Source organism: Ideonella alba (genome assembly GCF_018069845.1).
Lineage (GTDB): Bacteria > Pseudomonadota > Gammaproteobacteria > Burkholderiales > Burkholderiaceae_C > Ideonella > Ideonella alba.
In genome coordinates, this window is the sequence record NZ_JAGQDD010000016.1 from 97,791 (window position 1) to 121,802 (window position 24,012).

The 24,012-nt window shown below is 67.6% G+C and carries 24 protein-coding genes and 2 pseudogenes; 9 read left to right on the forward strand and 17 right to left on the reverse strand.

Annotated features, from left to right (window positions below):
* Positions 1-148 precede the first annotated feature (148 nt).
* Positions 149-2,455, forward strand: a complete 2,307-nt coding sequence (locus tag KAK03_RS18495; protein ID WP_210856050.1) for a coiled-coil domain-containing protein — start codon at positions 149-151, stop codon at positions 2,453-2,455.
* A 720-nt stretch (positions 2,456-3,175) separates the two neighbouring features.
* On the opposite strand, the pseudogene KAK03_RS18500 reads toward KAK03_RS18495, so the two are convergent.
* The 12 genes and pseudogenes from KAK03_RS18500 to cadR all read right to left on the reverse strand — a co-directional run.
* Positions 3,176-4,180: pseudogene (locus tag KAK03_RS18500) on the reverse strand (IS1634 family transposase); the annotation flags it as partial.
* Positions 4,169-4,440 (reverse strand): annotated as a pseudogene (locus KAK03_RS25095) (EamA family transporter); the annotation flags it as partial. The pseudogenes KAK03_RS25095 and KAK03_RS18500, both read right to left, overlap by 12 nt.
* A 128-nt stretch (positions 4,441-4,568) precedes the next feature.
* Positions 4,569-5,105, reverse strand: coding sequence for a hypothetical protein (locus KAK03_RS18505; RefSeq protein WP_210856053.1), 537 nt, complete (start codon positions 5,103-5,105; stop codon positions 4,569-4,571).
* Between the two features lie 5 nt (positions 5,106-5,110).
* Positions 5,111-5,497 carry a hypothetical protein gene (locus tag KAK03_RS18510; RefSeq protein ID WP_210856055.1) on the reverse strand — a complete coding sequence of 129 codons (387 nt, stop codon included), beginning with the start codon at positions 5,495-5,497 and terminating at the stop codon, positions 5,111-5,113.
* Positions 5,498-5,533: 36 nt separating this feature from the next.
* Positions 5,534-8,653, reverse strand: coding sequence for an efflux RND transporter permease subunit (locus tag KAK03_RS18515; protein ID WP_210856056.1), 3,120 nt, complete (start codon positions 8,651-8,653; stop codon positions 5,534-5,536).
* Between the two features lie 10 nt (positions 8,654-8,663).
* Positions 8,664-9,740, reverse strand: a complete 1,077-nt coding sequence (locus KAK03_RS18520; RefSeq protein ID WP_210856108.1) for an efflux RND transporter periplasmic adaptor subunit — start codon at positions 9,738-9,740, stop codon at positions 8,664-8,666.
* A gap of 56 nt (positions 9,741-9,796) precedes the next feature.
* On the reverse strand, positions 9,797-10,351 hold the full coding sequence (locus tag KAK03_RS18525) for a hypothetical protein (protein WP_210856058.1): 555 nt from the start codon (positions 10,349-10,351) through the stop codon (positions 9,797-9,799).
* Between the two features lie 41 nt (positions 10,352-10,392).
* Positions 10,393-11,667 carry a TolC family protein gene (locus tag KAK03_RS18530; RefSeq protein WP_210856061.1) on the reverse strand — a complete coding sequence of 425 codons (1,275 nt, stop codon included), beginning with the start codon at positions 11,665-11,667 and terminating at the stop codon, positions 10,393-10,395.
* 153 nt (positions 11,668-11,820) lie between these two features.
* Entirely contained in the window at positions 11,821-12,192 is a 372-nt protein-coding gene (gene czcI, locus KAK03_RS18535; protein ID WP_210856062.1) for a cation efflux protein, CzcI family, read from the reverse strand.
* A 68-nt stretch (positions 12,193-12,260) separates the two neighbouring features.
* The gene (locus KAK03_RS18540) at positions 12,261-12,974 is read right to left on the reverse strand and encodes a transglutaminase-like domain-containing protein (RefSeq protein ID WP_210856064.1); all 714 of its coding nucleotides are present in this window, start codon (positions 12,972-12,974) and stop codon (positions 12,261-12,263) included.
* A 120-nt stretch (positions 12,975-13,094) separates the two neighbouring features.
* Positions 13,095-13,487 (reverse strand): CzcE family metal-binding protein, encoded by a 393-nt coding sequence (locus KAK03_RS18545; protein ID WP_210856066.1) that lies wholly within the window; start codon positions 13,485-13,487, stop codon positions 13,095-13,097.
* Between the two features lie 98 nt (positions 13,488-13,585).
* The gene (gene cadR / locus KAK03_RS18550; protein ID WP_210856068.1) at positions 13,586-14,029 is read right to left on the reverse strand and encodes a Cd(II)/Pb(II)-responsive transcriptional regulator; all 444 of its coding nucleotides are present in this window, start codon (positions 14,027-14,029) and stop codon (positions 13,586-13,588) included.
* 97 nt (positions 14,030-14,126) lie between these two features.
* Between cadR and KAK03_RS18555 the strand changes: the two genes are divergently transcribed.
* The 7 genes from KAK03_RS18555 (at position 14,127) to KAK03_RS18585 (ending at position 19,954) form a co-directional block, all read left to right on the forward strand.
* Positions 14,127-16,448: a heavy metal translocating P-type ATPase gene (locus KAK03_RS18555; RefSeq protein ID WP_375140990.1), complete on the forward strand. Its 2,322-nt coding sequence runs from the start codon at positions 14,127-14,129 to the stop codon at positions 16,446-16,448.
* A 178-nt stretch (positions 16,449-16,626) separates the two neighbouring features.
* The gene (locus KAK03_RS18560) at positions 16,627-16,920 is read left to right on the forward strand and encodes a TFIIB-type zinc ribbon-containing protein (RefSeq protein ID WP_210856112.1); all 294 of its coding nucleotides are present in this window, start codon (positions 16,627-16,629) and stop codon (positions 16,918-16,920) included.
* 120 nt (positions 16,921-17,040) lie between these two features.
* A complete protein-coding gene (gene lspA, locus KAK03_RS18565; RefSeq protein ID WP_247661262.1) occupies positions 17,041-17,517 on the forward strand; it encodes a signal peptidase II in 477 nt (158 codons plus the stop codon).
* 44 nt (positions 17,518-17,561) lie between these two features.
* On the forward strand, positions 17,562-18,023 hold the full coding sequence (locus KAK03_RS18570; protein WP_210856072.1) for a copper chaperone PCu(A)C: 462 nt from the start codon (positions 17,562-17,564) through the stop codon (positions 18,021-18,023).
* On the forward strand, positions 18,020-18,478 hold the full coding sequence (locus KAK03_RS18575; protein WP_210856074.1) for a disulfide bond formation protein B: 459 nt from the start codon (positions 18,020-18,022) through the stop codon (positions 18,476-18,478). Before KAK03_RS18570 ends, KAK03_RS18575 begins: the two co-directional genes overlap by 4 nt.
* Positions 18,448-19,131, forward strand: a complete 684-nt coding sequence (locus tag KAK03_RS18580; RefSeq protein ID WP_310738662.1) for a DsbA family protein — start codon at positions 18,448-18,450, stop codon at positions 19,129-19,131. Before KAK03_RS18575 ends, KAK03_RS18580 begins: the two co-directional genes overlap by 31 nt.
* 511 nt (positions 19,132-19,642) lie before the next feature.
* Positions 19,643-19,954, forward strand: a complete 312-nt coding sequence (locus tag KAK03_RS18585) for a hypothetical protein (RefSeq protein ID WP_210856076.1) — start codon at positions 19,643-19,645, stop codon at positions 19,952-19,954.
* Between the two features lie 3 nt (positions 19,955-19,957).
* Here KAK03_RS18585 and KAK03_RS18590 read toward each other — a convergent pair whose 3' ends face one another.
* Positions 19,958-21,286, reverse strand: coding sequence for a heavy metal sensor histidine kinase (locus KAK03_RS18590; RefSeq protein WP_210856078.1), 1,329 nt, complete (start codon positions 21,284-21,286; stop codon positions 19,958-19,960).
* Positions 21,283-21,969 carry a heavy metal response regulator transcription factor gene (locus KAK03_RS18595; RefSeq protein ID WP_210856080.1) on the reverse strand — a complete coding sequence of 229 codons (687 nt, stop codon included), beginning with the start codon at positions 21,967-21,969 and terminating at the stop codon, positions 21,283-21,285. Before KAK03_RS18595 ends, KAK03_RS18590 begins: the two co-directional genes overlap by 4 nt.
* Positions 21,970-22,118: 149 nt before the next feature.
* Here KAK03_RS18595 and KAK03_RS18600 point away from each other — a divergent pair, with 149 nt between their 5' ends.
* Positions 22,119-22,454: a DUF4148 domain-containing protein gene (locus tag KAK03_RS18600; protein WP_210856082.1), complete on the forward strand. Its 336-nt coding sequence runs from the start codon at positions 22,119-22,121 to the stop codon at positions 22,452-22,454.
* Between the two features lie 14 nt (positions 22,455-22,468).
* On the opposite strand, the gene KAK03_RS18605 is transcribed toward KAK03_RS18600, so the two are convergent.
* From KAK03_RS18605 to KAK03_RS18615, 3 genes are all read right to left on the reverse strand, one after another.
* Positions 22,469-22,720 (reverse strand): hypothetical protein, encoded by a 252-nt coding sequence (locus KAK03_RS18605; RefSeq protein WP_210856084.1) that lies wholly within the window; start codon positions 22,718-22,720, stop codon positions 22,469-22,471.
* 68 nt (positions 22,721-22,788) lie between these two features.
* Positions 22,789-23,331, reverse strand: a complete 543-nt coding sequence (locus KAK03_RS18610; protein WP_210856086.1) for a hypothetical protein — start codon at positions 23,329-23,331, stop codon at positions 22,789-22,791.
* Positions 23,332-23,475: 144 nt separating this feature from the next.
* Positions 23,476-23,946: a cation diffusion facilitator family transporter gene (locus KAK03_RS18615; protein WP_247661263.1), complete on the reverse strand. Its 471-nt coding sequence runs from the start codon at positions 23,944-23,946 to the stop codon at positions 23,476-23,478.
* Positions 23,947-24,012 lie beyond the last annotated feature (66 nt).

Sequence of the window (24,012 nt, forward strand, 5' to 3'; positions counted from 1 at the left end):
CTGAAGCTGCTGAAAACGCGGGACGCACCGGGCTACTCGCCTCTGAAAGAGGCTTGGGCTCCTCGGGCATGAACAACTGTAGGTCGTGGCGTCGAGCGAGCCAACTCTGTTGACACTCGCGAATGCAACCTAACATCCCTACCTGACCATGCCGTCGCGGGCGGCGCAGGCCGGACCGGGCGGATTCTCGTACTACGACCAGGTCTGTCTGCCCGAGAACGAGAAGGACCTGCACTGGGCGCACGCCGGGCGCTGCTACCGCTCGCAGGTGGTCATCCGCATGAACGGCCGCACCGGGAGCCGCCGCAGGACCGAGGCCTACCTGCTGACGCTGGATGACGCCGGCACGTGGTCTCCCGCCGCGCTGCCAGACGGCACCGTCTCCGACGGCAAGGTCGAGACCTATGCGCGATGCGTCGAGGCCATCTGCGGGCCGGCGGACACCTTCTTCACCTCGGTCTTCTCGGCGCAAGGGAAGCGGCAGCTCAGCACCTACCGCAACGGCGAGATCAAGGCCCTGCTGGCCGATCTGCTGGGGCAGGAGGACATCCGCGCGCTCGGTCAGAAGGCCGGCGAGACGGCGCGGCAGCTGAAGGCGGCGCTGGCGGCGTTGCGCGCCGAGGGAGCCGTGTTCGATGCCGAGCGCCAGCGATTGGAGGATGACGCCCGTCGATGGCACGGCGCGGACGAGAGGGTCAAGGCGGCGCACGCCAGCCAGCAGGCAGCCCATGAAGAACTGGAAGCTGCGCGAACGCACGAGGCGTCATTGATGGCCCTGCAGGAGCAGGCGAAGGCCATCGAGAGCCGGCGAGCGCAGTTGGTGGAGGAACTGGCGGGCGCCCGTGCCGAGGGTGATCGCACCCTGCAGGACCTGCGCACGCAGGACCGGGAGGCAACGGAGCAACTCGCACGGCTCGACGGTCGTGTGGCGCAGCGTGTCGCGCAGGCCAGGGCACAGCGCGAACGACTGGAGGCCCGCATCCGGTCCCTGCATCGGGTGCTGGCGGACGGGGGAGCGGTGGCTCGAGCCGGCCGCCGTCTTCCGCTGGCGACAGAGGTGGTGCGTCGCCGCGAGGACCGCGTGCTGGCGCTTCGCGATGCCGTCCAGGACCTTGCGCGTCGTCGCGATGCCGTCGCAGGGCTCGGGCAGCGGCTGGCATCGCTCGAGCGCGAGGCGGGCCAGGCCGCGCTCCAGGCGGAGGACCTGAGTCGCCGACTGGCCCTGAGTAACCGCGTGCCGTGCAGCGGCATGCCCATGCAGGGCCTATGCACCCTGCTGTCGGACGCACGCGAAGCGGCCGCGCTGGCGCCGAGCGCCCAGCAGCGCATCCGTCAACTCGCTGCGGAGCGGGACAGTCTTCGGCTTGAACTGCAAGCCCTGCAAGAGGTGGTAAGCCTCAACGTCGGCGCACCGCAGAGCCTGAGCCGGGCCGAGTGCCAGTCGAGGCGAGCCCTGGCCCGTCAGACGGCCTATGCCGCCTTGGCTGCGCGCGGGGCGGAGATGCTCCAGGCGCGCGCGGGTCTTGTCGAAGCGGAGGACGAACTGGCCGCTCTTCCTCCCGCTCCAGACTCCTCGGCCGGGGCGGGCATCGCGATCGACACCGACTCCGAAGCGGCCGAGCGCCAGCAGATCATCGCCAGCCGGATGCGCGTTGCCGAGCGTGTCGCGCTGCTGGAGGCTCAGACACAGGCGGCCATCCAGCGACTCCAGACCGCGATCGATGCACTGCCGTCGCCGCCGGATGCTGCGGGGCTCGCACATGCTCGAGCCCAGGTGGAGCGCTGGCATGGTGTGCTGGATGAGGCGGAGCGCTTGCATCTGGCTGCCGTCCGCGACGCGCAGGCGCTTGCCGCCCTGTCGGCCCAGATGGAGGAGCATGGCCGGCGGCGCGACGCAGCCGCGGCCCGCACGGCACGGGTGGAGCAGGAACTCGCCAACTGGCTGCTGTTCGCCCGCTGCATGGGCAACGATGGCCTGATCGCGCTGGCCATCGACGATGCGGGGCCGACCTTGTCCGGTCTGGTGAACGACCTGCTGCTGGCCTGCTATGGCCCGCGCTTCACGGTGGCCATCGAAACCTTGCAGGAGACGGCCAAGGGCGAGCAGCGCGAGGGCTTCGACATCCGGGTCTACGACGCAGAGTCGGGCGAGGACAAGAGCGTCACGGCGATGAGCGGAGGCGAACGGGTCTGGATCAACGAGTGCCTGGTGCGGGCCGTGGCGCTGTACCTGGCGCAGAACACCGGCCGGCGCTACGACACCCTGTTCTCCGACGAGACCGATGGACCGCTGGACCCGGAACGCAAGCGCATGTTCATGGCGATGAAGCGGCGGGTGCTGGAACTGGGTGGCTACGCGCGAGAGTTCTTTGTGTCGCAGACGCCGGAGCTGACGGGGATGGCGGATGCGTTGATCGACCTGGAGGCGATGTCCGTGGAAGGATGTTCTACGTGATCGACAGTCAACGCATCGCGGTGGGGGATGTCCTGAGAAGTGTTCTTATCAGGACGTCATTTGACAAAGACAAATTGACGGAACCTCTTGGCAGACAAGCGAGGTAGCAGGGGCGGGGGACGGCACCGACAAGGGCGAAAGCAATCGCGGCCGACGCAAAAGGACTTCCGTCAAGTCGAGCATTCCGCACAGTCGCACTACCACCTGCCACGACACATCCTGCAGCTCCGCAACAACCGCCTTGCCACCGCGCTCTTCGTGGTGCTGTCGCTGCTGCTCTCGCAGTTGGCGCTGGCCGGTACGTCTGCCTGCAGCAGGCGGACGTCGAGACGGTGGCTGCGATGATGGAAGCGGGCTAGCCGGTGGTGGTCCAGTTGCTCGAACTGCCCCTGGTGCTCGAAGCCCAGGCTCTGCGCGCCGTTCCCCCGATGGCCACGTCCGAGGCGCAGCCACCTCCCGATCCCGTCTTCCACTCCACGCTCAGACTCCGGGGCTGATCCGCTCCGTCAACGGACCGGTGCTGGCGTGGCACGTCCGCCCGACCTCGGAGAGCCCCATGTCCAGCCACGTCCTGCGTGCAGTCTTCCTGGCTGCCGCCAGGCTTCCGGTGCTCGGCGCCGTCGCCGCGCCCCAGTCTCTCGACTAGCCCGCTTTCTCATTTTCCCACTGACACCGCTGCTAAGTTGTTGATTTGACTTGTGCGAGACCCGTAGGTCTCCACTACAGGGTGAGTTCTGCGGTGGCTTGTGTGGCTTGCGCGACGGTGATCCTCGGTGGCGGCTGGCACGGCAAGTTCAGCCTCAGTTGGTCCAGCAGCATGCGGTGCTCTGCCTCGGGCTGCGTGTATCGCGACAAGGTCAACTCGCGGCCATCGGTGGTGGGCAGGTGCACGTCAACCATCTGCATGGTCTTGAACTTGGCCAGCACCTCGCGCGGTGTGGTGCCGCCAGCCAATGCCCGGAGCTTGGCCTTCAGGGTGACCTGCAGGCAGTAGGCCAGGAAGGCCACGAAGATGTGCGCCTCGATGCGATCTTCGGTCTTGTGGAAGATCGGCCTGATGGCCAAGTCGTGCTTGATCTCCTTGAAGGCCTGCTCGACTTCGGTGAGCTGGATGTAGAACGTCCACAAGGCGTCTGGCTCGTGCGCCGTGAGGTTGGTGCGCAGCAGGTAGCGACCCTCTCGTCTGCGCACTTGGCGCAGTCTGTGGCGGTCCAGACTGAACCCCAGGCTGGCCGTGCTCGATGCGTCCTTGGGCCAGGTCACCTTCACCAGGCCTGCCGCACGGCCGGCGTCGTGCTTGGCCGCACCGAGCTTCATCAGCAACTGGTCACGCGTCAGGCTCTGGCCTTGCAACGCCTTCAAGCGCTCGACGTAGCGCCGCAGCCGCTTGCGCCGCATGCCGCGTTCCTTGTCGATGCGCGCGTCACTTTGCGCCAGCACGTAGACGTCCTCCTCGGTGGCCAACCGCTTGACCTGCACGCCGTCGCGCACCTTGGCCCAGGGCCGGTTCAGGAAGCTCTGCTCCAGCTTCGTCAGCCGTCCCTTGGGTGTGCCCACGAGGTAGCTCGCGCCGATGCTGCGCATCTTGGCCAGGCTGTCTTCGGTGGGGATGCCGCGGTCCATCACCCAGATGCGGTTGGCGCGGCCGTAGCGCTTCTCGATGCGATCCAGGAAGCCGCTCAAGGTGGTGCTGTCGGCGGTGCCTCCGCCCATCTCCTTGAAGGCGAACCGGGCCAGAACGGCGGTGAACACGCCCTCGGCGTTGAGCAGGAGCGAGGCGCCAGAGGCTGGCATGGCCGTCAAGCCGAACATCAGCAGCACCGACCCGACCACACTGCCCGTCAGCACCGCACCGGCCAGCCACGGCCACTCGCCGGCTTGGAGGCGCGCTGGGGCGCCCGCCGCACCAGCCGCAGCAGCGCCAGCCCGAGACCGGATCCCAGGTACAGCAGGCCGGCCAACGTCCATGGACCGACGGCGGCCATGAGTGCCTTGGCCAGCGGCGTACCGGCGCCGAAGAGCGCCGCGGCGAGCAAGGCCGCAGCCGTGCCGACTGCTAGTCAGCGGGCAACGGAAAGAGGGGGCAGCGTCACTCAGCCAGTATCGCCCTGGTTCAGCGGACGGACACGTCGGCGACGAGCCTCGCCTTCAGGGCACGCTCGCGGGTTGCGGCCTCCGGCTCATCAACCCACTCGTAGGTACTTTTCCAAGCCCACACCGTCCCGTCGATTCGGACGAAGCGGATGTCGCCCGCCTGACCTTGCACCGTCGTGCTCTGACGCTTGCCGTCAAACTCGAAGGTGACGCTGTGGGCACCGGGCCGGAACTTGAGCCGGACCATGGTGTCGGGCAGGGTATCGACGCCGGTTCCGCCATCCGGGTAGACCTTCACGAAGTTGCGGCCGTCCCCCCAGTTGCGTCGCACGACGTAGACGGTCAGCGCATTGCGGTCCGGCACGAAGCGCTTGGCCTCGGCATCCGCATTCAGGCTGGGCGCCGCGGCGGGTGTGCATGCAATCACCCGGCCCTTGTTGGTCTTGTAGCAATGCGGAACTTCCGCGGTGGGATCGGGCGGAGGGGGCGTGGCACAGCCGGTCAGCAGCACGGCCGCCCCCAGCGCGGCCACGAAAATCAGTCGGTCCTTGTCCATGGTGATCACCTCAACGTGAAGCGTGCAGTGGCCGGTTTGCCTGCGATCGTCACCACGGCCACCGCCTTGGTGCCAGGGCCGACCTTGAAGCTGCCGGTGGCCTCGAGCCGGTCGCCGGCTGGCTTGAGTTCGACTTCCTGCTTTTCGGTGCCGGCCAGCAGCGTGACCTTCGCGCTTGCCTTTGACACGTCGGCCGGCTTGCCGTGGTCGCGCAGGTAGAGCTTGACGGCCGTGGCGTTGGCGACGAGCTCGAAGTCCATGTCCTTGACTTCGACCACGACACCGCCGTGCAGCGGCTTGTGCTCGTGGGCGTGGTCGTGTTTGTCGCCCGCCGCGTGGGCGGCGCTGGTGATGGCGAGGGCGATAGTGGCGATAAGGGCTTGCAGCTTCATGGGGTTCCTTTCGGTGGGTGAGCGGGGTTGTCGGAGTCAGAGCGCCTCGGCGTCCTTGTCGTCCATCAGCCGTTCAGCATCCTTGCGGCCGAAGAGCCAGAACATAGCGGGCGTGAGGAAGGTGTCGAGCAGGGTCGAACTTATCAGGCCGGAGAAGATCACCACGGCCACCGGATGCAGCACCTCGGTGCCCGGGCGCTCGGCTTCGAAGAGCAGGGGCGCCAGCGCGAAAGCCGTCACGAGCGCCGTCATCAGGACGGGCGATAGCCGCTCGAGCGAGCCGCGCACGATCATCTTGGTGTCGAAGCTCTCGCCTTCGAAGCGCATCAGGTTGATGTAGTGGCTGACCTTCAGGATGCCGTTGCGCACCGAGATGCCGGCCAGCGTGATGAAGCCGACCAGCGCCGCCACCGACAAGGGCTGGCCCGACAGCCACAGGCCGATCACCGCGCCGACGAGGGCCAGCGGAATGTTCACCATGATTAGTGCCGACAGCGTCGTGGACTTGTAGCGGCTGTACAGCACCACGAACATCAGCACCAGCGAGACGATCGACAGCAGGCCGACCAGGCGCGACGCCTCCTCCTGCGCCTGGAACTGGCCGCCCAGCGTGATGAAGTAGCCTTCCGGCAGCTTGGTCTCGGAGACGATCTTGCGGATGTCGGCCACGATCTCCGACAGCGCACGGCCGGAGGCGTTGGCCGACAGCACGATGCGCCGCTTGCCGTCGTCGCGGCTGATCTGGTTCGGGCCGTCGCCGTCCTCGATGGAAGCGACCTTCGACAGCGGGATGCGGCCGGTCGGCGTCTCGATCAGGATCTGGCTCAGCCCCTCGATCGAACGTGCCGACTCGGGCAGCTTGACCACAAGTGCGAAGCGGCGCCCTCCCTCGACGATCTGCGTGATCTTTTCGCCCTCGACCAGGCTCTGCAGCGTGGCCAGCACCTGTGGCGCCGGCACGCCGTACTGCGCGGCAGCGGCATAGTCCACGCGCACCTTGATCTGCGGCGCCAGGACCTGCTTCTCGATCTGCAGGTCGGCAATGCCGGGGATCGTTGCCAGGCGCTGGCGCAGCGCATCGGCCTGGCCGCGCAGTGCATCTAGGTCCTCGCCGTAGATCTTCACCGCTATCTGCGACCGCACGCCCGAGAGCATGTGGTCGATACGGTGCGAGATCGGCTGGCCGATCTCGATGGCTGCCAGCAGGTTGGCCAGCCTGGCGCGAATGTCCGCCTTGACCTCGTCCATGCTGCGCTTGAGCTCGGCCGTGGGTACGATGCCTACATCGAGCTCGCTGACGTGCACGCCTTCCGCGTGCTCATCCAATTCGGCACGCCCGCTTCGTCGCCCGACGTGAGTCACTTCCGGCACTTGGCTCACCAGCGTCTCGGCCTGGCGCGCCACGGTTGAACTCTCGGTCAGCGTGACACCGGGGTTCAGGCGCAGGCCGATCAACAGCGTGCCTTCGTTGAACGGCGGCAGGAAGGTGGTGGGGAAGAACGGCACGGCAGCCGCTGCCGCCACGACAGCCAGACCGGCTGCCGCGAGCGCCGCCTTCGGCCTTGTCAGGACGGCCTGCAGGCTGCTGCTGTAACGCGCCTTCAGCCATGCCAGAACCTTGGTGTCGCCGTGGTCTAGGTTCTTCATGCGCGGCAGCAGGTAGAAACTCAGGACCGGCGTGATCGTCACCGACACCACCAGCGAGGCCAGCGTCGAGACGATGAAGGCGATGCCCAGCGGCACGAACAGCTTGCCTTCCAATCCCGGCAATGCGAACAAGGGGATGAAGACCAGCACGATGATCACCGTCGCATACAGGATCGCGGAGCGGACCTCCATCGTGGCGTGGGCGACGACCTCCAAAGGATGGAGGCGCGAGTGCGGGTGCTTGGCGCGGTCTTCCTTCAACCGCCGCAGCACGTTCTCAACACCGACCACCGCGTCGTCCACGAGCCCGCCGATGGCGATGGCCAGGCCGCCCAGTGTCATCGTGTTGATCGACAGCCCGAAGTAGCGGAAGACCAGCGCGGTGATGAAGATCGACACGGGAATCGCGGTGAGCGCGATCACTGTCGGCCGCAGCGTCCCGAGGAAGAAGAACAGGATCGCCGCGACAAAGACCGACGCGCCGATCAGCTTGCCCTGCAGTGTGGTGATCGACGCCTCGATGAAACTCGCTTGGCGGAAGGTGACGCGGGGCGCCTCCATGCCGGCCGGCAGCGAGGCCTTGAGCCCTGTCAGCGCTTCCTCGATCGACTTTGTCAGCGCGATCGTGTCGGCGGTCGGCTGCTTCTGGACCCCCAGGATCACGGCAGGCTTGCCTTCGAAGCCGGCATCACCGCGCTTGATCGCCGCGGCGAACGTGACCTCGGCGATCTGGCGCAGCAGGATGGGCTGCCCCCGGTTCGCACCGATCGCCAGGTTCTTCAGGTCATCCAGGCGCGACGTCCGGCCGAGGTTGCGGATGAGGTACTCGCGGCCATTGAGCTCCAGGAAGCCCCCGGAGGTGTTCGCGGAAAATCCCTTCAGCGCTCCTTCCAGCTGATCGTGCGTGATGCCGAGTTCGGCCATGCGCGCCGTGTTCGGCTGCACCTGGAATTGCCGAACCTCGCCGCCGATCGGGATCACCTGCGCGACGCCGGGCACCGACAGCAGGCGCGGCCGCAGCACCCAGTCTGCGTACTCGCGCACGGCCATCGGGCTGATCTTCTGCGGATCGACCGGAATGGCGATCTGCATGATCTCGCCCATGATCGAGCTGATCGGCCCCATGCGCGGCACGACGCCCTCGGCCAGACCTTCCTCCATCGATGCCAGCCGCTCGGCGACCAGCTGCCTCGCGCGGAAGATGTCGGTGCTCCAGTCGAAGGTGACGTAGAGGAAGGACAGGCCAGCTGACGAGGTGGAGCGAACGCTCTCCACGCCGGGCAGCCCGTTCATCGTCGTCTCCAGCGGGAAGGTGATGAGCTGTTCCACCTCCTCGGCGGCCATGCCGCCGGCTTCCGTCATGATGGTGACGGTCGGCTTGTTGAGGTCGGGGAACACGTCCACCGGCGTTCGGGACAGGGTGAACGCGCCGTAGGCCATCAGCACCACGCTGGCGATGATCACCAGCAGGCGGTTCGTCAGGCTGTTGTCGAGGAGCCACTTGAACATCGGGGGCTCCTCAGCGGACCTGGTTGATCAAGGTTGCGCCTTGCGTGGCGACCCGATCACCGGCTTTCAAGCCGGAGGTGACGGCAATGCTCACGCCGTCCAGCGGGTCCACGGTCACCGTGCGTGGTTCGAAGCGCTCGGGCGCGGTCTTCACCCACACGATGGTCTGGTTCGCCGGGTTCTTCATCAGCGATGCCACCGGCACCGCGATGCCCTTGACCAGCTCCTTGCCCTGGACGAAGACGCGAACCGGCTGGCCGACGGCCAGAGCGGTGAGGGCTTTGCCCTGCGCGCGGAAGGTCAGCGGCAGCGCCTGCTCGCGCAGGCTGCGGGCGGCGCCGACAAAGGCGAGCGGCACCCGCTCGCTGCCGACCGCGAGGGTCGCCCGCCCGATGCCGGCAGCGACCGCAGGGTCAAAGGCCAGGGCCTCGATGTGCAGGCGCTGAGGATCGACGACCTCGAACACCAGCTCGCGTGCATCGACCACCTGGCCGGCGACGACGTGGGCCGAGGCGATCACGCCAGAGACCGGCGCGATCAGGGCCTCGCGCGTTGCCAGCCCCGTGCCGACGGCAGCGATGCGCTCGGCCAGACTCAGCGCATCGCTCTCGGCCGCCTCGATGTCCTTGCGCGGCACGGTGTCGGAGAGTTCCTTGAGCCGTGCTACGCGCTTGTCGGCCAGGGACTTCGCGGCGCGCAGCTCGGCCAGCTGGGCGGCCTGGTTCGAGCGCTCGATCGGCGCGGCCGAGGGAACGACGTAGGCCAGCACCTCGCCCTTGCGCACCGTCTGGCCTGCGGTCGGCAACCCGCGCGGGCCCGGTTCGACGCGGCCGGCGTTCAGGGGCTGCACCTTGCCGCCAGCGTTCGGGTCCATCACGACCTTGCCGTTCAGCTCGAACGAGCGAGGCAGTTCCGCCGCCTCGGTGAGCAGTGTGCGGATGCCGAGCTGGCGCTGCGCCGGCTTGGGCAGGAAGACGCCGCCGTCCGGCAAGCGTTGCGGGCCGTTGGCGCTGGGCGCCGCGGCGGCGCCGCCGTGGTCATGGCCTTCACCGGCATGGACAGGCCGCGCGCCGGCCAGGATGAGCATCAGGGCTGCCAGGGGAGTAGCCGCAAGCGCCGAGAACGTGCGGATGCGATTCGGCTTCATGCGGGGGCTCCGGCGCGGGATTGACGGTTGGCCGCAACGCGGCGGACGACCACGATCAGGACGGCCAGGGCGGCGATGGCGCCTGCGGCCCAACCGGCGTACTCCTGCCAGCCGTGGGCATGTGCGGACTCGTCGGCATGCACCTCCTCGTGGAGATCGAACTCGCCAGCCAACAGATCGGTCTCCGTGCCGGCCGTCACCGTGGCCGTGACCGGCAGGACGCCCGGCTTCGGCTCGGCTGCCAGCACGACTTCGTAGGCGTCCTCGTGCTTCTCGGCCTTGAGCTTGGTGCCGGCGATCTCGATCTCGATCTGGGCATCGGTGACCGGGCTGTTGTCGGCGGCGCGGTCCAGGTAGAGGGTGATCTGCTTGCCGTTGAGCACGCCGACCAGCTCGAAGGTCTCGGAGGCGGCCGCAAAGCGGGGCAGGGCGGGGCCGGCCGCCGCGGGAGCGGCTTCGCCATGGTCGTGGCCCTCGCCGGCGTGAGCCGGCGAGGGAAGGAAGGCAGCCGTGGCGAGGCCAAGCGCAGCGATGAAGGATGTCAGTCTCATGGTGAAGATTCGCAAGAGGAGGTGGGTGTTCGGTTCGTTCGTCACTGCGGCAGCAGCCCCAGCGCCTGGCGCCAGGCCGAGATCGCAGCGGCCAGCTCGATGCGACTGCGCGCGGCCTGCCGTTCGGCCTCGTTGGCCTCTGCGTCGATGCGCAGCCGGGTCGGCAGGTCGGTCTCGCCCAGCCGGAACGACTTCTCGAAGAAGCCGCGTGTTTCGCGTGCCAGCGTCGCCCGGCGCTCGGCCGCTGCCAGCTGGACCCGCGCCGCGTCGACCCTTGCAACGGCGGCGTCGCGCTCGGACTGCAAGCGCGCGCGGTCAAGTGCAAGCTGGGCCTGGGCCTCGGCAGCATCGGCACGCGCGCTGGCCACTCGGCTGTCATGTCTTGGACCGCCACCGAACGGAATGCGCACGGCCAGCGTCACCGTCTGGCCGTATCGCTCGCCCGATGCGCCGCGATCGCGCGTCGTGGCCAGGGTCAGTTCGGGGTTTGCACGCGACTGCGTGGCAGCCAGCACGGCGGTGCGCTCGGCGGCGCTGGCGCGGTCCTGCAGCTCCGTGATCGCCGGATGGGTGCCCGCCTCGGTCGCGGCGGGCTCCGGTTCGGCAGCGGCCATCACCGCGGGGGTCATCCCGATTGCGCCCCCAGACAAGGCCTTGACCTGCTGCAGCGCCGCCGTGGCCGCAGCCTCGGCCTGCGCCAGTCCCGCCTCCGCCGCGGCCACGGCACCATCGGCCTGGTGCTGGTCGGCGCGGGCAAGCTCACCGGACCTGGCGCGGCGCGAGACGTCGGCGGCGAGCTTGCGCGCGTTGTCGAGCTGGCCGCGCGCGATCTCGACATCGACGCCGGCACGCTGCCAGGTCCACCAGGCTTCGCGGACCGCCGCGGCCAGGCGAACGCGGGCAGCCTGGGCGCGGCTTTCGACGGCGGCTGCCTCGGCCTCCGCGAGCGCGCCGCTGCTGCGGCGTTCGCCCGGAAGCCACAACGGCACGGCGAGACCAACCTCGAGTTCCCGGGCACCGTCGTTGCGGGTGAGGCGGTCGGTCTTGTGGCTTGCCTCGAACGCAGGCGGCTCGGGCGTCCAGGCTTCGGCCGCCCGGCGCTGCGCCTGCGCGGCTTCTCGGCGGGACTGCAGCGCCAGCGCCTCGGGTTGACGTGCCCAGGCCGCCTCGAAGAGTTCCTTGAGGCCGGGCGTGCCAGGTCCCCCGGGCGTGGGGGCTGCCGGCGCCTGCGCCACTGCGCCAGCAACGGCCCCGGCCAGGACGGCGGCAAGTAGGGCCTGCCGCACGCCGATCGTTGTTCGTGTTCTCGGATGCATCCGATGCTCCAGTGTGAAAGAAGGGGAACACGGGAGACCGGCGAGCCGCGACCAATGCGGTCGCGCCGACCCGAACGGGTTGCCGAGAGCGAGCTACGGCAACGCGCTCAGGCGCGGACGAGGTTCAGGAGGAGAACGAACCCGCCCCGCCGATCAGGCGAGGCGCGCCCACTGAGGGCGTTCAGGTTGGGCTGCCGCCTGGGCAGCGCACGGGGCATCGCCGGCTGGAGTCGGGGCGGCCGTGGCGCGGTCGTGCGCCGTGGTGACGAGCGACACCAGCATGCCTGTGCACTGACCGTGGCAATGGCCACAGTCTGCGTCAGGCGCTGAAGTAGCGCCTTCGTCAGCACCCGATTGATCGGCCACATCCGCCGTTGCAGGCGCATGGCCGTGATCGGCGTGATCGTGGTGGCCGACATGGTCCGCTGCCGCGCCCGATTCATGGGCGCAGTAGTCCGCCACTGCCGCCCAGGACATCTGGGTGGGCAGCAGAACGAGCAGCAGGATGGCGAGCCAACGGCGCATGGGGTCAGAGTGTAGCGGCTACAGGGTTGACCCTGGGCATGCGAGGCCAAGCGGAGGCGTGAAGGACATCACCACCGTCCGGCGCGGACGCGCGCCACGTTGTTGTTCATCCAGCGGCGGATCGCGTGCACGAACAGCCACCGCTTCGGACCACGCAGGTTGGCGCCGTGCAGGGCATAGAACGCGTCGGGATCGTCAAAGATCCCGAAGTCGTCGACGATGCCCTCCTTCTGGATGAAGGTGTCCTGGCCACGCCACTCGATGTCCGGCGCCGACAGGTCCCGGGTGGCGGCGCCAAAGCCGCAGAAGCGTCGCGCACCGGGGAATCTGCGTTGCAGGCTGCGAAGGTACTGCGCATCGAGGATGAATCCTTCGAGACAGACCCATCGCCCCTCGAACCAGACCTCCACCCAGCTGTGGATGATGCGCCGCGGCGCGAGGACATACGCAATCCCGGTGATCGCGCCCTTCTGGAGCGCCTTGTCGATGGTGAAACCGTGGAAACGGCACGGCACGCCGACGCTGCGCAACAAGGCCATCAGCAAGGTGCCCTTGGTGTTGCACTGCCCATGGCCGTCGGCCAGTATGCGGGATGCCGGCAGATCGTCCGCCTCGTTGTAGCCGAATGCGATCTCGTCGCGGACGAAGTCGTAGACCGCGCCGATCCGCTCGCGCATCGGCAGCGCGCGCCACCCCCGCTCGGCGACAAGCCGCTCGATGTCAGGATGTTGAGTGTCGAGCAGTGGCGTGCTGCGAAGTAGTGACGAAGGTATGTCGGACATGACTCGATCAGGGTGGCCCCAGGCGGCGACAGCCGCATTTCAGACCCTGAAGCCACTACCGGGTCAAGCCCGCCGCACGGGACGATCCCGGCCGGCGCTTGTGCGCGCGTCGGACCGCGGTTAGCGGCGGTTGGACGGATCGCGCCCGACGTAGGCGACGGCGGATTTCGCGCCGAAGCCCGGCGGCGCGATCTTGGCGAGGTCGACGCCGCGCCGGTCCAGGCCATTGAAGGTCCATGCGAACTGCTGTCCGGCGTCGCCGCGGAAGGCGACCGTCTCGCCGTAGGCGATGTTCGGGCGCGGGGCCTGCGCCAGGTCGACGACACGAGCCGCGCTCGATACAGCGGCCGGCTGGCCGTAGATGGATTGGCCGTTCATGAAGGTCTCGCCAGCCGCGAAGCCGACGGCAGGCGCGGCCGCCACGATCAGCACGGCCGACAGGCGGAGAAGGGATGACGAAGGTGATTGCATGAGTTCCTCGTGGTGGTGTGATCGGCTTTCACTCAGCCGCATGCCCCGATGGCATGACCACGGACTCTAGAAATCGCCTGGCAACAGTTTCGGAACCGGCAGATGACAGTTCGGTCATCTGGCCCGAGGCCTGCGCCGGCTCAGTGAGCGCCGTGAACGTGGCGCCGCTTCGCCGGGGCCGCTGGCGCGGCGGCAGCGCGGTCCAGGCCGTTGAGGATGCCGCAATCCGCCAAGGCGTGGGGCGACGCGCACCGCGCGCGCAGTGACTTCAAATCCTTCTCCAACGCTCGCAGTTCGCGAATGCGGTGCGCCACGTGGCCGATGTGCTCGTCCAGCAGGGCGTTGACCTCGCCGCAATCCTGCGCGGGCGACTCCCGCAGTGCGATGAGGGCCCGGATCTCGTCGAGCGTCATGTCCAGGTTGCGGCACTGCCGGATGAAGGCGAGCCGCTCGGCGTGCGCCGGCAGGTAGACGCGGTAGTTGTTGTCCGCCCGGGCCGGCGGCGGCAGCAGTCCCTCGCGCTCGTAGAAGCGGATCGTTTCCACGGGTGTTCCGGTGGCCTCGGCCAGAGCTCCGATCTTCATGGTTGCAAGCTTTCGACTTCCCTGATGGGGAGAGGGACTTGACTCTACACCGGCTACAGGGTTTGCAATGGCGGCAAGGTCAACGAGGATTCCTGCGATGAGACATTCCCATGCCGAGGGCGGCAACACACACCGGCACCATCACGACGATGGTCATGCGCACGCCCACGACGCCCGGCACATTGACGCTCCGGCGCAGCTGAAGGAAGCCGCGTGCGCGGACGACGGTTGTGGCGCCTGCGCTATGCCCGCGGCGCCGCTGCAACGCGGCGACCCATCTGCGCGGGGGCGCAGTTTCCGGATCGCGACGATGGACTGCGCGGCCGAGGAGGCCGAGATCCGGCGTGCCCTTGATGGCATGCCCGGCATTCGCGGTCTGCGATTCCAACTGGGCCAGCGGGTGCTCACGATCGATGCCGACGAGCCGTCGATCGCGCCAGCCCTGGCGGCCGTGCGTAAGTCCGGTTTCGACCCGCAGCCAATCGCCGTGGGCGAACCGGAGGCCGACCATGCGGCGGGCGACGGTCATGATCACGAGGTTGTGCGAGGCCAGGTCCCCAAGCTGGCCGGGGCGCTGATCCTGGCCATCGGCGCCGAGATCATCGGCTACTTTGCGCCGGAGACCCTGGTCTGGCGGGGGGCGGGCCTTGCCGTGGCGGCCATCGCGATCTGGCTCGCCGGCTTCGACGTCTACAAGAAGGGGCTGACGGCGCTGCGGCACGGGCGGCTGAACATCAACGCGCTGATGACCGTGGCCGTGACGGGCGCCTTCGCGATCGGCCAGTGGCCGGAAGCCGCGATGGTGATGGCGCTGTACGCCATCGCCGAGGCGATCGAGGCCAGGGCCGTGGACCGCGCGCGAAACGCCATCAAGGGCCTGCTGGCGATGGCGCCGGAGGAGGCATCGGTTCGCCAGGCCGATGGCAGCTGGGCGACGCTGCCCGTGGGCCAGGTCGCGGTTGGCGCTCTGCTGCGGGTGAAGCCGGGCGAGCGCGTTCCCATGGATGGTGTCGTCCGCTCGGGCCAGACCAGCATCAATCAGGCGCCGGTCACCGGCGAGAGCATCCCCGTCGACAAGGCGAGCGGGGATCAGGTCTTTGCCGGCACGATCAACGAGTCGGGCTCATTCGAGTTCGAGGTCACCGCCCTGGCCTCGAATTCGACCTTGGCACGCATCATCCACGCCGTCGAGGAGGCTCAGGCGACCCGGGCGCCGACGCAGGGCTTCGTCGACAGGTTTGCCGCGATCTACACGCCGGCGGTGTTCGTGATCGCCGTGGCAGTGGCACTGCTCGGCCCCTGGCTGCTGGGCTGGACGTGGCTGCAAGGCGTCTACAAGGCGCTCGTGCTGCTGGTCATCGCATGCCCCTGCGCGCTCGTGATCTCCACGCCGGTGACGATCGTCAGCGGCCTGGCAGCCGCGGCGCGCCGCGGCATCCTCATCAAGGGCGGCATCTACCTGGAAGAGGCGCGCAAGCTCAAGGCGATTGCGCTCGACAAGACCGGCACGATCACGGAGGGCAAGCCGAAGCTGGTGGACTGGTCCGTCCTCGATCCTGCAACCGATGCCGCGAACGCCGAGCACATGGCCTTCGTGCTGGCCAGCCACTCGGACCACCCGGTGTCTCGCGCCATTGCCGCGGGGCTCAAGTCCAACAGCGTGCAGGCAGAGAACTTCAAGGCGCTGGCCGGTCGCGGGGTGCAAGCGGACATCGCCGGCACCACCTATGTGCTGGGCAACCACCGGCTGATCGAGGAGCGTGGCCAGTGCTCACCGGCCCTCGAGGCGAGCTTGCGCACGCATGAGGAAGCGGGCCGCACCGTCAGCCTGCTGGCCTCCGACGCCGGCCCGATCGCCTTGTTTGCCGTTGCCGACACGATCAAGGCCTCGTCCCGCGAAGCCGTGGCAGCGCTTAAGGCCCTGGGCATCACGCCGGTGATGCTGACCGGTGACAACCAGGCGACGGCCACGGCCATCGCGCACGAAGCCGGCATTGAGGAAGCGCGCGGGAACCTGCTGCCCGAGGACAAGCTCGAAGCGATCAAGGCACTCCAGGCAGAGCACGGTCCGACCGCGATGACCGGCGACGGCATCAACGACGCACCAGCGCTGGCGCAGGCCGACATCGGCGTGGCGATGGGGGCAGCCGGCACCGACACCGCGATGGAGGCGGCGGATGTGGTGGTGATGAACGATGACCTGCGCCGCATTGCCGAGACGGTTCAACTGTCCCGCTCCACACATGTCGTGCTGTGGCAGAACATCACGCTGGCTCTGGGCATCAAGGCTGTGTTCCTGGTGCTCGCGGTCTTCGGCAGCGCGACGATGTGGATGGCGATCTTCGCCGACATGGGGGCCAGTCTCCTGGTGGTGGGCAACGGGCTTCGGCTGCTCAAGAAGGGGGGGAAGGCGGTATGACACCGGGGTCGGTCCTGGGCGCTGCTTTGGAGGGAGCCGTCTGTGAATGCTCTTCTCCGCCGGCCGCCTGTCGAGGTGGCCATCCCGTGGCCATGAGGGACGAGCAAATGCCGATGCCTCGTCCCTGTATCTATCCCACCAGATTCCGAGCATCTGCTCGGCAATGAGGAGTCAGAAAGTGGATTGTCCCGTGTGCAAGACCGAGCGCCTGTCGATGATGGAGCGTCAGGGCATCGAAATTGACTACTGCCCCAAGTGCCGTGGCGTCTGGCTCGACCGCGGTGAACTCGACAAAATCGTCGAACGCTCGGCCATGGAATCGACTGCGACGGCTCCCCTTCCGATGCCCGCCGCACCGCAGTTCCCTTCAGCGACACCCGAGCACGGCCACGGAGGTCACCGCTCGCGGCATGACGACCGCTACGCCAGTGGTCACAAGCGCAAGTCGTTTCTGCGAGATCTCTTCGATTGAACGCCGGGTCCGCGAACCCATGCCATTGACCGAGGCCTGCGAGCGATGACACACGCACCTGTGGGTCTTGCCGCACCACGCGCCGCGAGGACTGCCCGGCGCGGGCACTGGTGGCGCCTCATGGGTGCCGCTGCTTTGCTGCTTTCGCTGGACCAGATCGTCAAATGGGTGGTGGCCACGAACCTGCCCCCTGGCGAAGTTGTTGCCGTCACCGCCTGGTTCAATCTGGTCCATGTCCTCAATCCGGGAGCCTCATTCTCCTTTCTGGCCGACGCCGGCGGTTGGCAGCGCCACGCACTCATTGCGGTCGGCGTTGCCGTCAGTGCGACGCTGGCAGCCCTCCTCTGGCGCGGCGTTCGGACCCGACTCGAGATGATCGCCTACGTTGGCATGATCGGCGGTGCGCTGGGCAACGTCGTAGACCGGATGCGCATCGGTGCTGTGATCGACTACCTCGATCTGCATTGGCGCGACACGCATTGGCCCGCCTTCAATCTGGCGGACATCTTCGTCGTCGGCAGCGCGGCACTGCTGATATGGGCCTCGTTCCGGCCCGGGCTGGCCGGGGGCCCGGCCGGTCAAGGAAACTCGACTTGAATGCGCAGACGCCACGCACAGTTCCCCCGGCGAGAATGGTGGGCATGGGGCTTCCTGTTGCAGACCGCGTGTTGTCCCGATGCCTCGCTGCGCTGCTGGCTGCGGGTACCGCGTCGACGGTCCACGCGCAGGTGACCGTCGATGGCGCCTGGGCACGCGCCACTGTGCCGAACCAGTCGGCCACCGGCGCCTTCATGCGGCTGACCGCCCAGAAGGATGTTGTGCTGACGTGCGCCAATTCGCCGGTCGCCGGCATCGTCGAAGTTCACGAGATGTGGATGGACCAGGGCATCATGCGGATGCGGCCAGCCGATCGTGTGCCCTTGAAGGCCGGCCAGACGATCGAGCTGAAGTCGGGCGGTCTGCACGTCATGATGATGGACCTGAAAAAGCAGATCAAGGCGGGCGAGCGCGTGCCCCTGACGCTCTCGTTCACGGCGGCCGACGGGAGCGTGTCGAAGATCGAGGTGAACGCGACGGCTGGATTCACGCCGCCGACACGATGAGCGAAGAACAGCCGATTGCCCCGCATGGCGACGGCCGGAACGCCGCGTTCTGGACGCCCCTGTTCCTGGCTTGGTTGCTGGCGCTGCTGGCCACGTCCGGCGCGCTGTTTCTGGGCGAGGTGATGGGCAAGGCGCCGTGCGTGCTGTGCTGGTACCAGCGCATCGCGATGTTTCCGCTGGTGCTGGTGCTCGGCCTGGGACTGTTCACATCGGATGCGCGCAGCGTTCGTTACGCACTGCCGCTGGCCGCCGTGGGATGGAGCATCGCCGCCTACCACCTGCTGGTCTTCTGGGGCGTCGTGTCGGAGGGGCTGGTGCCGTGCGGCAAGGGGTCGTCCTGCGCCGACGCCGACGTCCAGGTGGCCGGCGTGGTGCCGATTCCCTTGCTGTCGCTCACGGCGTTCTCGGGGATCCTGGTGGCGTTGTGGATGGCAAGAGCGAGGGCAACAACATGAGCAGGAAATGGATCGTTCTGGGCACTGCCTTGGCGGTCGTTCTGGCCTTCGTGGCCGGCGTGGCGGTCTTCACGAACCGCTCGAACCAGGAAGTGAAGCAGGCGGCGCAGATCAACAGCGAAGCGTTGGTCAGGCCGCACTCGCCCGTGTTCGGCAATCCGGCGGCGAAGGTGACGATCGTCGAGTTCTTCGACCCATCCTGCGAGACCTGCCGGGCCTTCTACCCGATCGTCAAGGGCATGGTCAACGCGAGCTTCGGCCAGGTCAGGCTCGTGATGCGCAACGCCCCGCTGCACCATGGGTCAGACACCGCCGTCAAGATCCTCGAGGCGGCGCGGGTGCAGGGCAAGTACTGGGAAGCGCTCGAGCGTGCCCTTGCTGCCCAGCCTCAATGGGCCTCTCATGACCGCCCACAGCCGGAAATGATTTGGGCTCTCATCGGCGACATCGGCCTCGACATGACGAAGGCGAGGGCGGATGCCGACGGGCCAGCGATCGACCAGCTGCTGCGGCAGGACATCGCGGACATGCAGGCACTGAAAGTGGATCGGACACCCGGGTTCTTCGTCAACGGCACGCCGCTGCGCGAGTTCGGCGAGGCGCAGTTGAAGGCACTTGTACAGCAGGAACTCAAGAAGTCAGCGACGCCCTGAGCGAGGTTTGACTTCAGTGGTGATCTGCAGCGCCCTGGGCGCCAAGGTGCTAGAGAAACTGCTCAGTTCGCTGAGCCGGGAGCGCACATTTGGGCACGCGGCGAGTAGCGCGCAGCACTGCCGGAACCGTGAGGGCTGATCCATCAGATCGCATGGGAAGTCTCACTCGTCCCTGACGTGTGGGTCGCGTTCCGCAGTTCGACGCCGGCGCAGGGACGCGGATGGACGGACCGAGGCCGACCACACTGCAGCTCCCGCCGGTCGCAATCGATGCGTGCCGGGATGTGCCTGCTCTTGACGCTCATCGGCCTGTGCCCGCTCGGTGAGTCTTCCAGGACCTGAGAATGCTGGTGAACCCTGCGGCCGCGTGCTGCATCGCCCGCGTGCCGGTCCGGGGCACGTGTCGCGGCCACGACGGTCGGCATCTGACAGAACTGTCATCTTGCCGTTCAGGTCGCGTCAGTCGTCGCCAGCCAAACTGGAAGTTGTCGCAACCAATCCCAAGCAAACCATGAAGACCTCTTTGAGTGCCGCGCTCGCGACGCTTTCGCTGATGTTGGCTGGTACAGCTTCCGCGGCTACCGTGTGCACGACCGACGTCGCCAAGATGAAGCGCCTGGAGGATCGGGCCTTGGCACCTGCAGCGACCACGGCGCCTGTCATGAGCGGCGTGACCCTCACCGTCGCGAAGCGCCTGGACAATGCCGGGATGGCCGTGCCGTCGTCGGCGTCGGGCACCGGGCTCAGCCTGGTGGATGCCAAGAAGCTGGACCGCATGCCCGCGCCCGGCCGCGCTCGGGACATCGCGGGCAGTTGCCTCTGACCGTCAGGCCGGTTCGGTGGGCGTCGTCGGGATGACGAGCCCGATGGACGTGGTTCCGTCGCTCGAGGTGGCCGCCACCCGACCACTGTGCATTCGCGCGATGGCGGCCACGATGGCCAGGCCCAGCCCGTGGTTGCGGGCCGCTCCGCTGCGAGAGGCATCGACCCGGTAGAACCGATCGAACAGACGCGGCAGGTGTTCGGGCGCGATCGTCGCACCTTGATTCACCACGCTCAGCGAGGTCTCGTCACGGCTCCCCTCGATCCGCACAACCACCTCGCTGCCCCGCTGCGCGTGTCGAGTGGCATTTCCAATGAGATTGGACAGGGCCCGCTGGAGCAAGCGGGCGTCGACGGCCCCACCCGCGTCGCCGTCGACGCGCCAACGCAGTCCAGCCTCTTCCATGTGTGCCTCGTGCAGTTCGGCCACTGCGCTGGCGACGTCGGCAAGGCTCTGCACTGTCTCGCGCCGCGCCTTCGCACCGCGGTCAGCCTGGGACAGGAAGAGCATGTCCTGAACGATGAGCGACATGCGCTGCAGTTCTTCGAGGTGCTCGCCCAGTACGTCGCGCAGTTCATCGGCTTCGCGCGCCTTGCGCAGGGCGACTTCCGTACCTCCGATCAGCGTCGCCAGCGGCGTGAACAGTTCGTGCGCGACGTCGGCATTGAAGGCCTCCAGCTGCTCGTAGGCCCGGTGCAATCGGTCCAGCAGATCGTTGACATGCTGAACCAGTGCGGCGAGCTCCTCCGGCTGGGCCGATCCATCGAGCCGGCGATCCAAGGTGTCGGCCGCCAAAGCCTGGACCTGCAAAGCAAGGTTACGGACCGGGCGCAGTCCAAGCTGCACCAGCGTGAAGCCGCCGATTGCAATGATGATCGAACCGGCCAGCGCAGCTGCGGCGAGCGTGCGGGCGAGTCGGGACAGCACACGGTCGTCTTCGGTGGTGTCCAGAGTCAGGGTCGCCTGGACCGGACCGGATGCCGTTGCCGCCTCAAACCGCGTGACCAGGGTCTGGCGCAACGGCGGTGCGGTGGGTCCGGCATACAGGACCTGGCCCTTCGCATCGGTGAGCACCAGCGTCAGGTCCTGCCGGCCGACCATCGCATCGTCGAGCTTGTGCGTCAGCGCCGCATTTCCCACCACGCCGGCCTCGGCGATCAAATGACGCACCTGGAGTTGCTTCTGGCGCAGCGTGTCCGCCTGCCGATCCTCGAAGCTCAGGGTCGTCGCCGTGTAGACGCCCATGCACGTCAGTGTGAGCCCCGCCAGGGCCAGCAGTGCGAGCCAGCGAGCCAGGCGGCGGTCGAGCGATCCAGCGTGCAGCCGACTCATGGGCTGCGGTCCTCGAGCACGTAGCCCATGCCGCGCACGGTGTGCAGCAGCGGGTGCTCGAAGGGCAGGTCCAGCTTCCCGCGCAGGCGCCGGATGGCGACGTCGATCACATTGGTGCCGTGGTCGAAATTGACGTCCCAGACCTGCTCGGCGATCTCGGTACGGGAGAGCACCTCGCCCTTGCGCCGCATCAGCAGCGTCAGAAGCTGAAACTCCTTTGCGGACAGTTCCAGACGCTGGCCGGCGCGCACGGCACGTCGCCGCGCCAGGTCCACCTGCAGATCACCCAGCGACAGCAGCAGGGCGTCAGGCGCAGGCGCGGCGCCGGCGGCGCGGCGCAGCAGTACCTCGATGCGGGCCACCAGTTCGGAGAAGGCGAACGGCTTGACGAGATAGTCGTCCGCGCCGGCTTTCAGGCCGCGCACCCGGTCTTCCACACGATGGCGGGCGGTCAGCATGATCACCGGCGTCTGCTTGCTCTGGCGCAGCGCTGCGAGCAGGCCGAGCCCGTCGATGCCGGGCAGCATGGTGTCGAGCACGATGAGGTCGTGGCTGCCTTCTGTCGCCATGTGCAGCCCGTCGATGCCATTGCCAGTCACCTCGACGACATAGCCCTCTTCCACCAGTCCCTTGCGCAGGTAGTCGGCCAGCTTGGCCTCGTCCTCCACGATCAGGAGCTTCATGGCAGTGCCCCCGCCTGTTGGCGCACCAGGCCTGTCCGAACTGTCATCTGTTCGTTTCCTTCGTGTGGGGTGCCGATTCCTACAGTGGGCGCATGCCTTCGGGCATGCCATCGCAGGTCTCCTGCTCTTCCCCCTGAAAGGATCTCGACATGAATGTCTTCCGTCTCGCTCTGGTCCCTGCCGTCGCCTTCGCGTTCACGCTGCCGCTGGCGGCGCAGGCCAATTCGGTCTGGCACACCGCGGGCGGCGAAGCCGGTGTGACTTACCACCCCGAGCACTTCAAGAGCGCCAAGACCCGTGCCCAGGTGATGGCCGAGGTCGACGCAGCGCGCAAGGACGGCACGCTGGCGCTGTTGCAGCGTGGAGCGCCGCTGCCGGTCAAGAGTTCCGAGCCGCCGAAGACGCGGCAGCAGGTCATCGACGAGATGCGCGCCGAGTCGCCCGATGCCCGCCGCACGCGCCTCGAACTGCTGACGGGCGGCTGATCTCGGCACACCTTTCACGGGCGGCGCGGCGGCTTCTTCTTCGCGGTCTTGCCACGCCGCCTGCGCTTCGTGCCCTTGTTCATGTTCTTCTGCAATCGCTGGCTCAGTTCGGCGGAGTAGCTCAGCGGTGCTGGTGGCTGCTTGCGCGGATGTCCACGGCGCCACCAGCGGAAGATGCCATACGCCACCAGCGCGGCCAGCAGCACGCCGATCCAGATCCAGGTCATCGCGAGCGAGAGCTCGGGATCGGCCAGTCGAGGTCTCATGCTGGAATTCGCTGGCCCGTGCTGTCCGGGCACCGGCAGTCGCTCGCGTCACGAGGTCGCAAGCGTCTTCAACCAACGTCCGCAACCAGTCGGAGGTTGCGCGTACGTTCGCGGGCGTCGTCGATCGTTCCAGGCTCGAGGCGGTACTTGCTGCCCCAGACCCAGACTTGGCCGATCACTTCCACCACGAGCACCTCGCCAGCCTTGCCCGAGATTTCGAGGCCTGCCGTTCCTTCGGGCCACGTGGCGGTCAGCACATGCTGTCCGGGCGCCAGCCGAAGGCGCGCAAAGCTCTCGGGCACGGTTTGCGCTGGGGCCGCCCCTGGGGTCGACACCGAGATCACGTGCTCCGTATCACCCCAGCGCTTGCGCACGAGATAGACCGTGAGGCGATCGGCCGATCCACCGAAATCGCGAGCCTGCGACTCGACTTGCGCGGAGGGAACGGGACCCGTCGTGCAGGTCAGCTTGGGGCGGTAGCTCTTGCCGATGCGGTAACAGTACGTCCCATCGGCGTTGGCCGGGCGCAAGGGTTTGGTCATGCAACCGGTGGTCAGCAGCGCTGTGCCACCCAGCGCCACGGTGAGGAATTTGCGTCGATCAGAGCTCATTCAGTTCTCCTTCAGTTGGCGGAAATGGCGTGTGTTCGCCGCGGCGACAACCGGACAGGCGGGTGGTTGGGAGCGTGGGCGCCGTGGCTCCTCGTGCAACCAGACTCCTTGGCGCACGCCGGTCTGGCTGTCCACGCTGCGGGTCTAGGCATGGGCATCCTCACGCGATGCTGGTTCGCCACTGCCCTCAGGGCCGACGGCCACGTCGGCTTGTGCGCAGGGCTGCGTCTCGAGCTGTACCGTTGTGTGGGTGATGTGATGTTCCGCCGCGAGGACTGCGCGTGCCCGCTCGAGAAGTTGTGCCGGCGCCGCGACGTCGGCGGCATGCACCAGGTGGACCGTAAGACTGGGCCGGCCGCTGGTGACGGCCCACACGTGAAGATCGTGCACGCCCAGCACACCCGGCAGGCCCAGCAGGGACTGCCTGACCGCCGCCATGTCGATGCCTTCGGGAACCCCTTCCAGCAGGATGTTCAGGGTGTCCTTCAAGAGCACCCAGGTCCGCGGCAGCACCCACAGTCCGATGGCCACTGCGATCACCGAATCGACCCAGTTCCACCCGGTGATGCGAATCACGATCGCGCCAGCAATGACGCCGATCGATGGCGGATTCAACTGGTCAATGCAACGGTCTGGCTGAACATCTCAGCCGGCGTCCTGAAGCCGAGGGTCTTCCTCGGC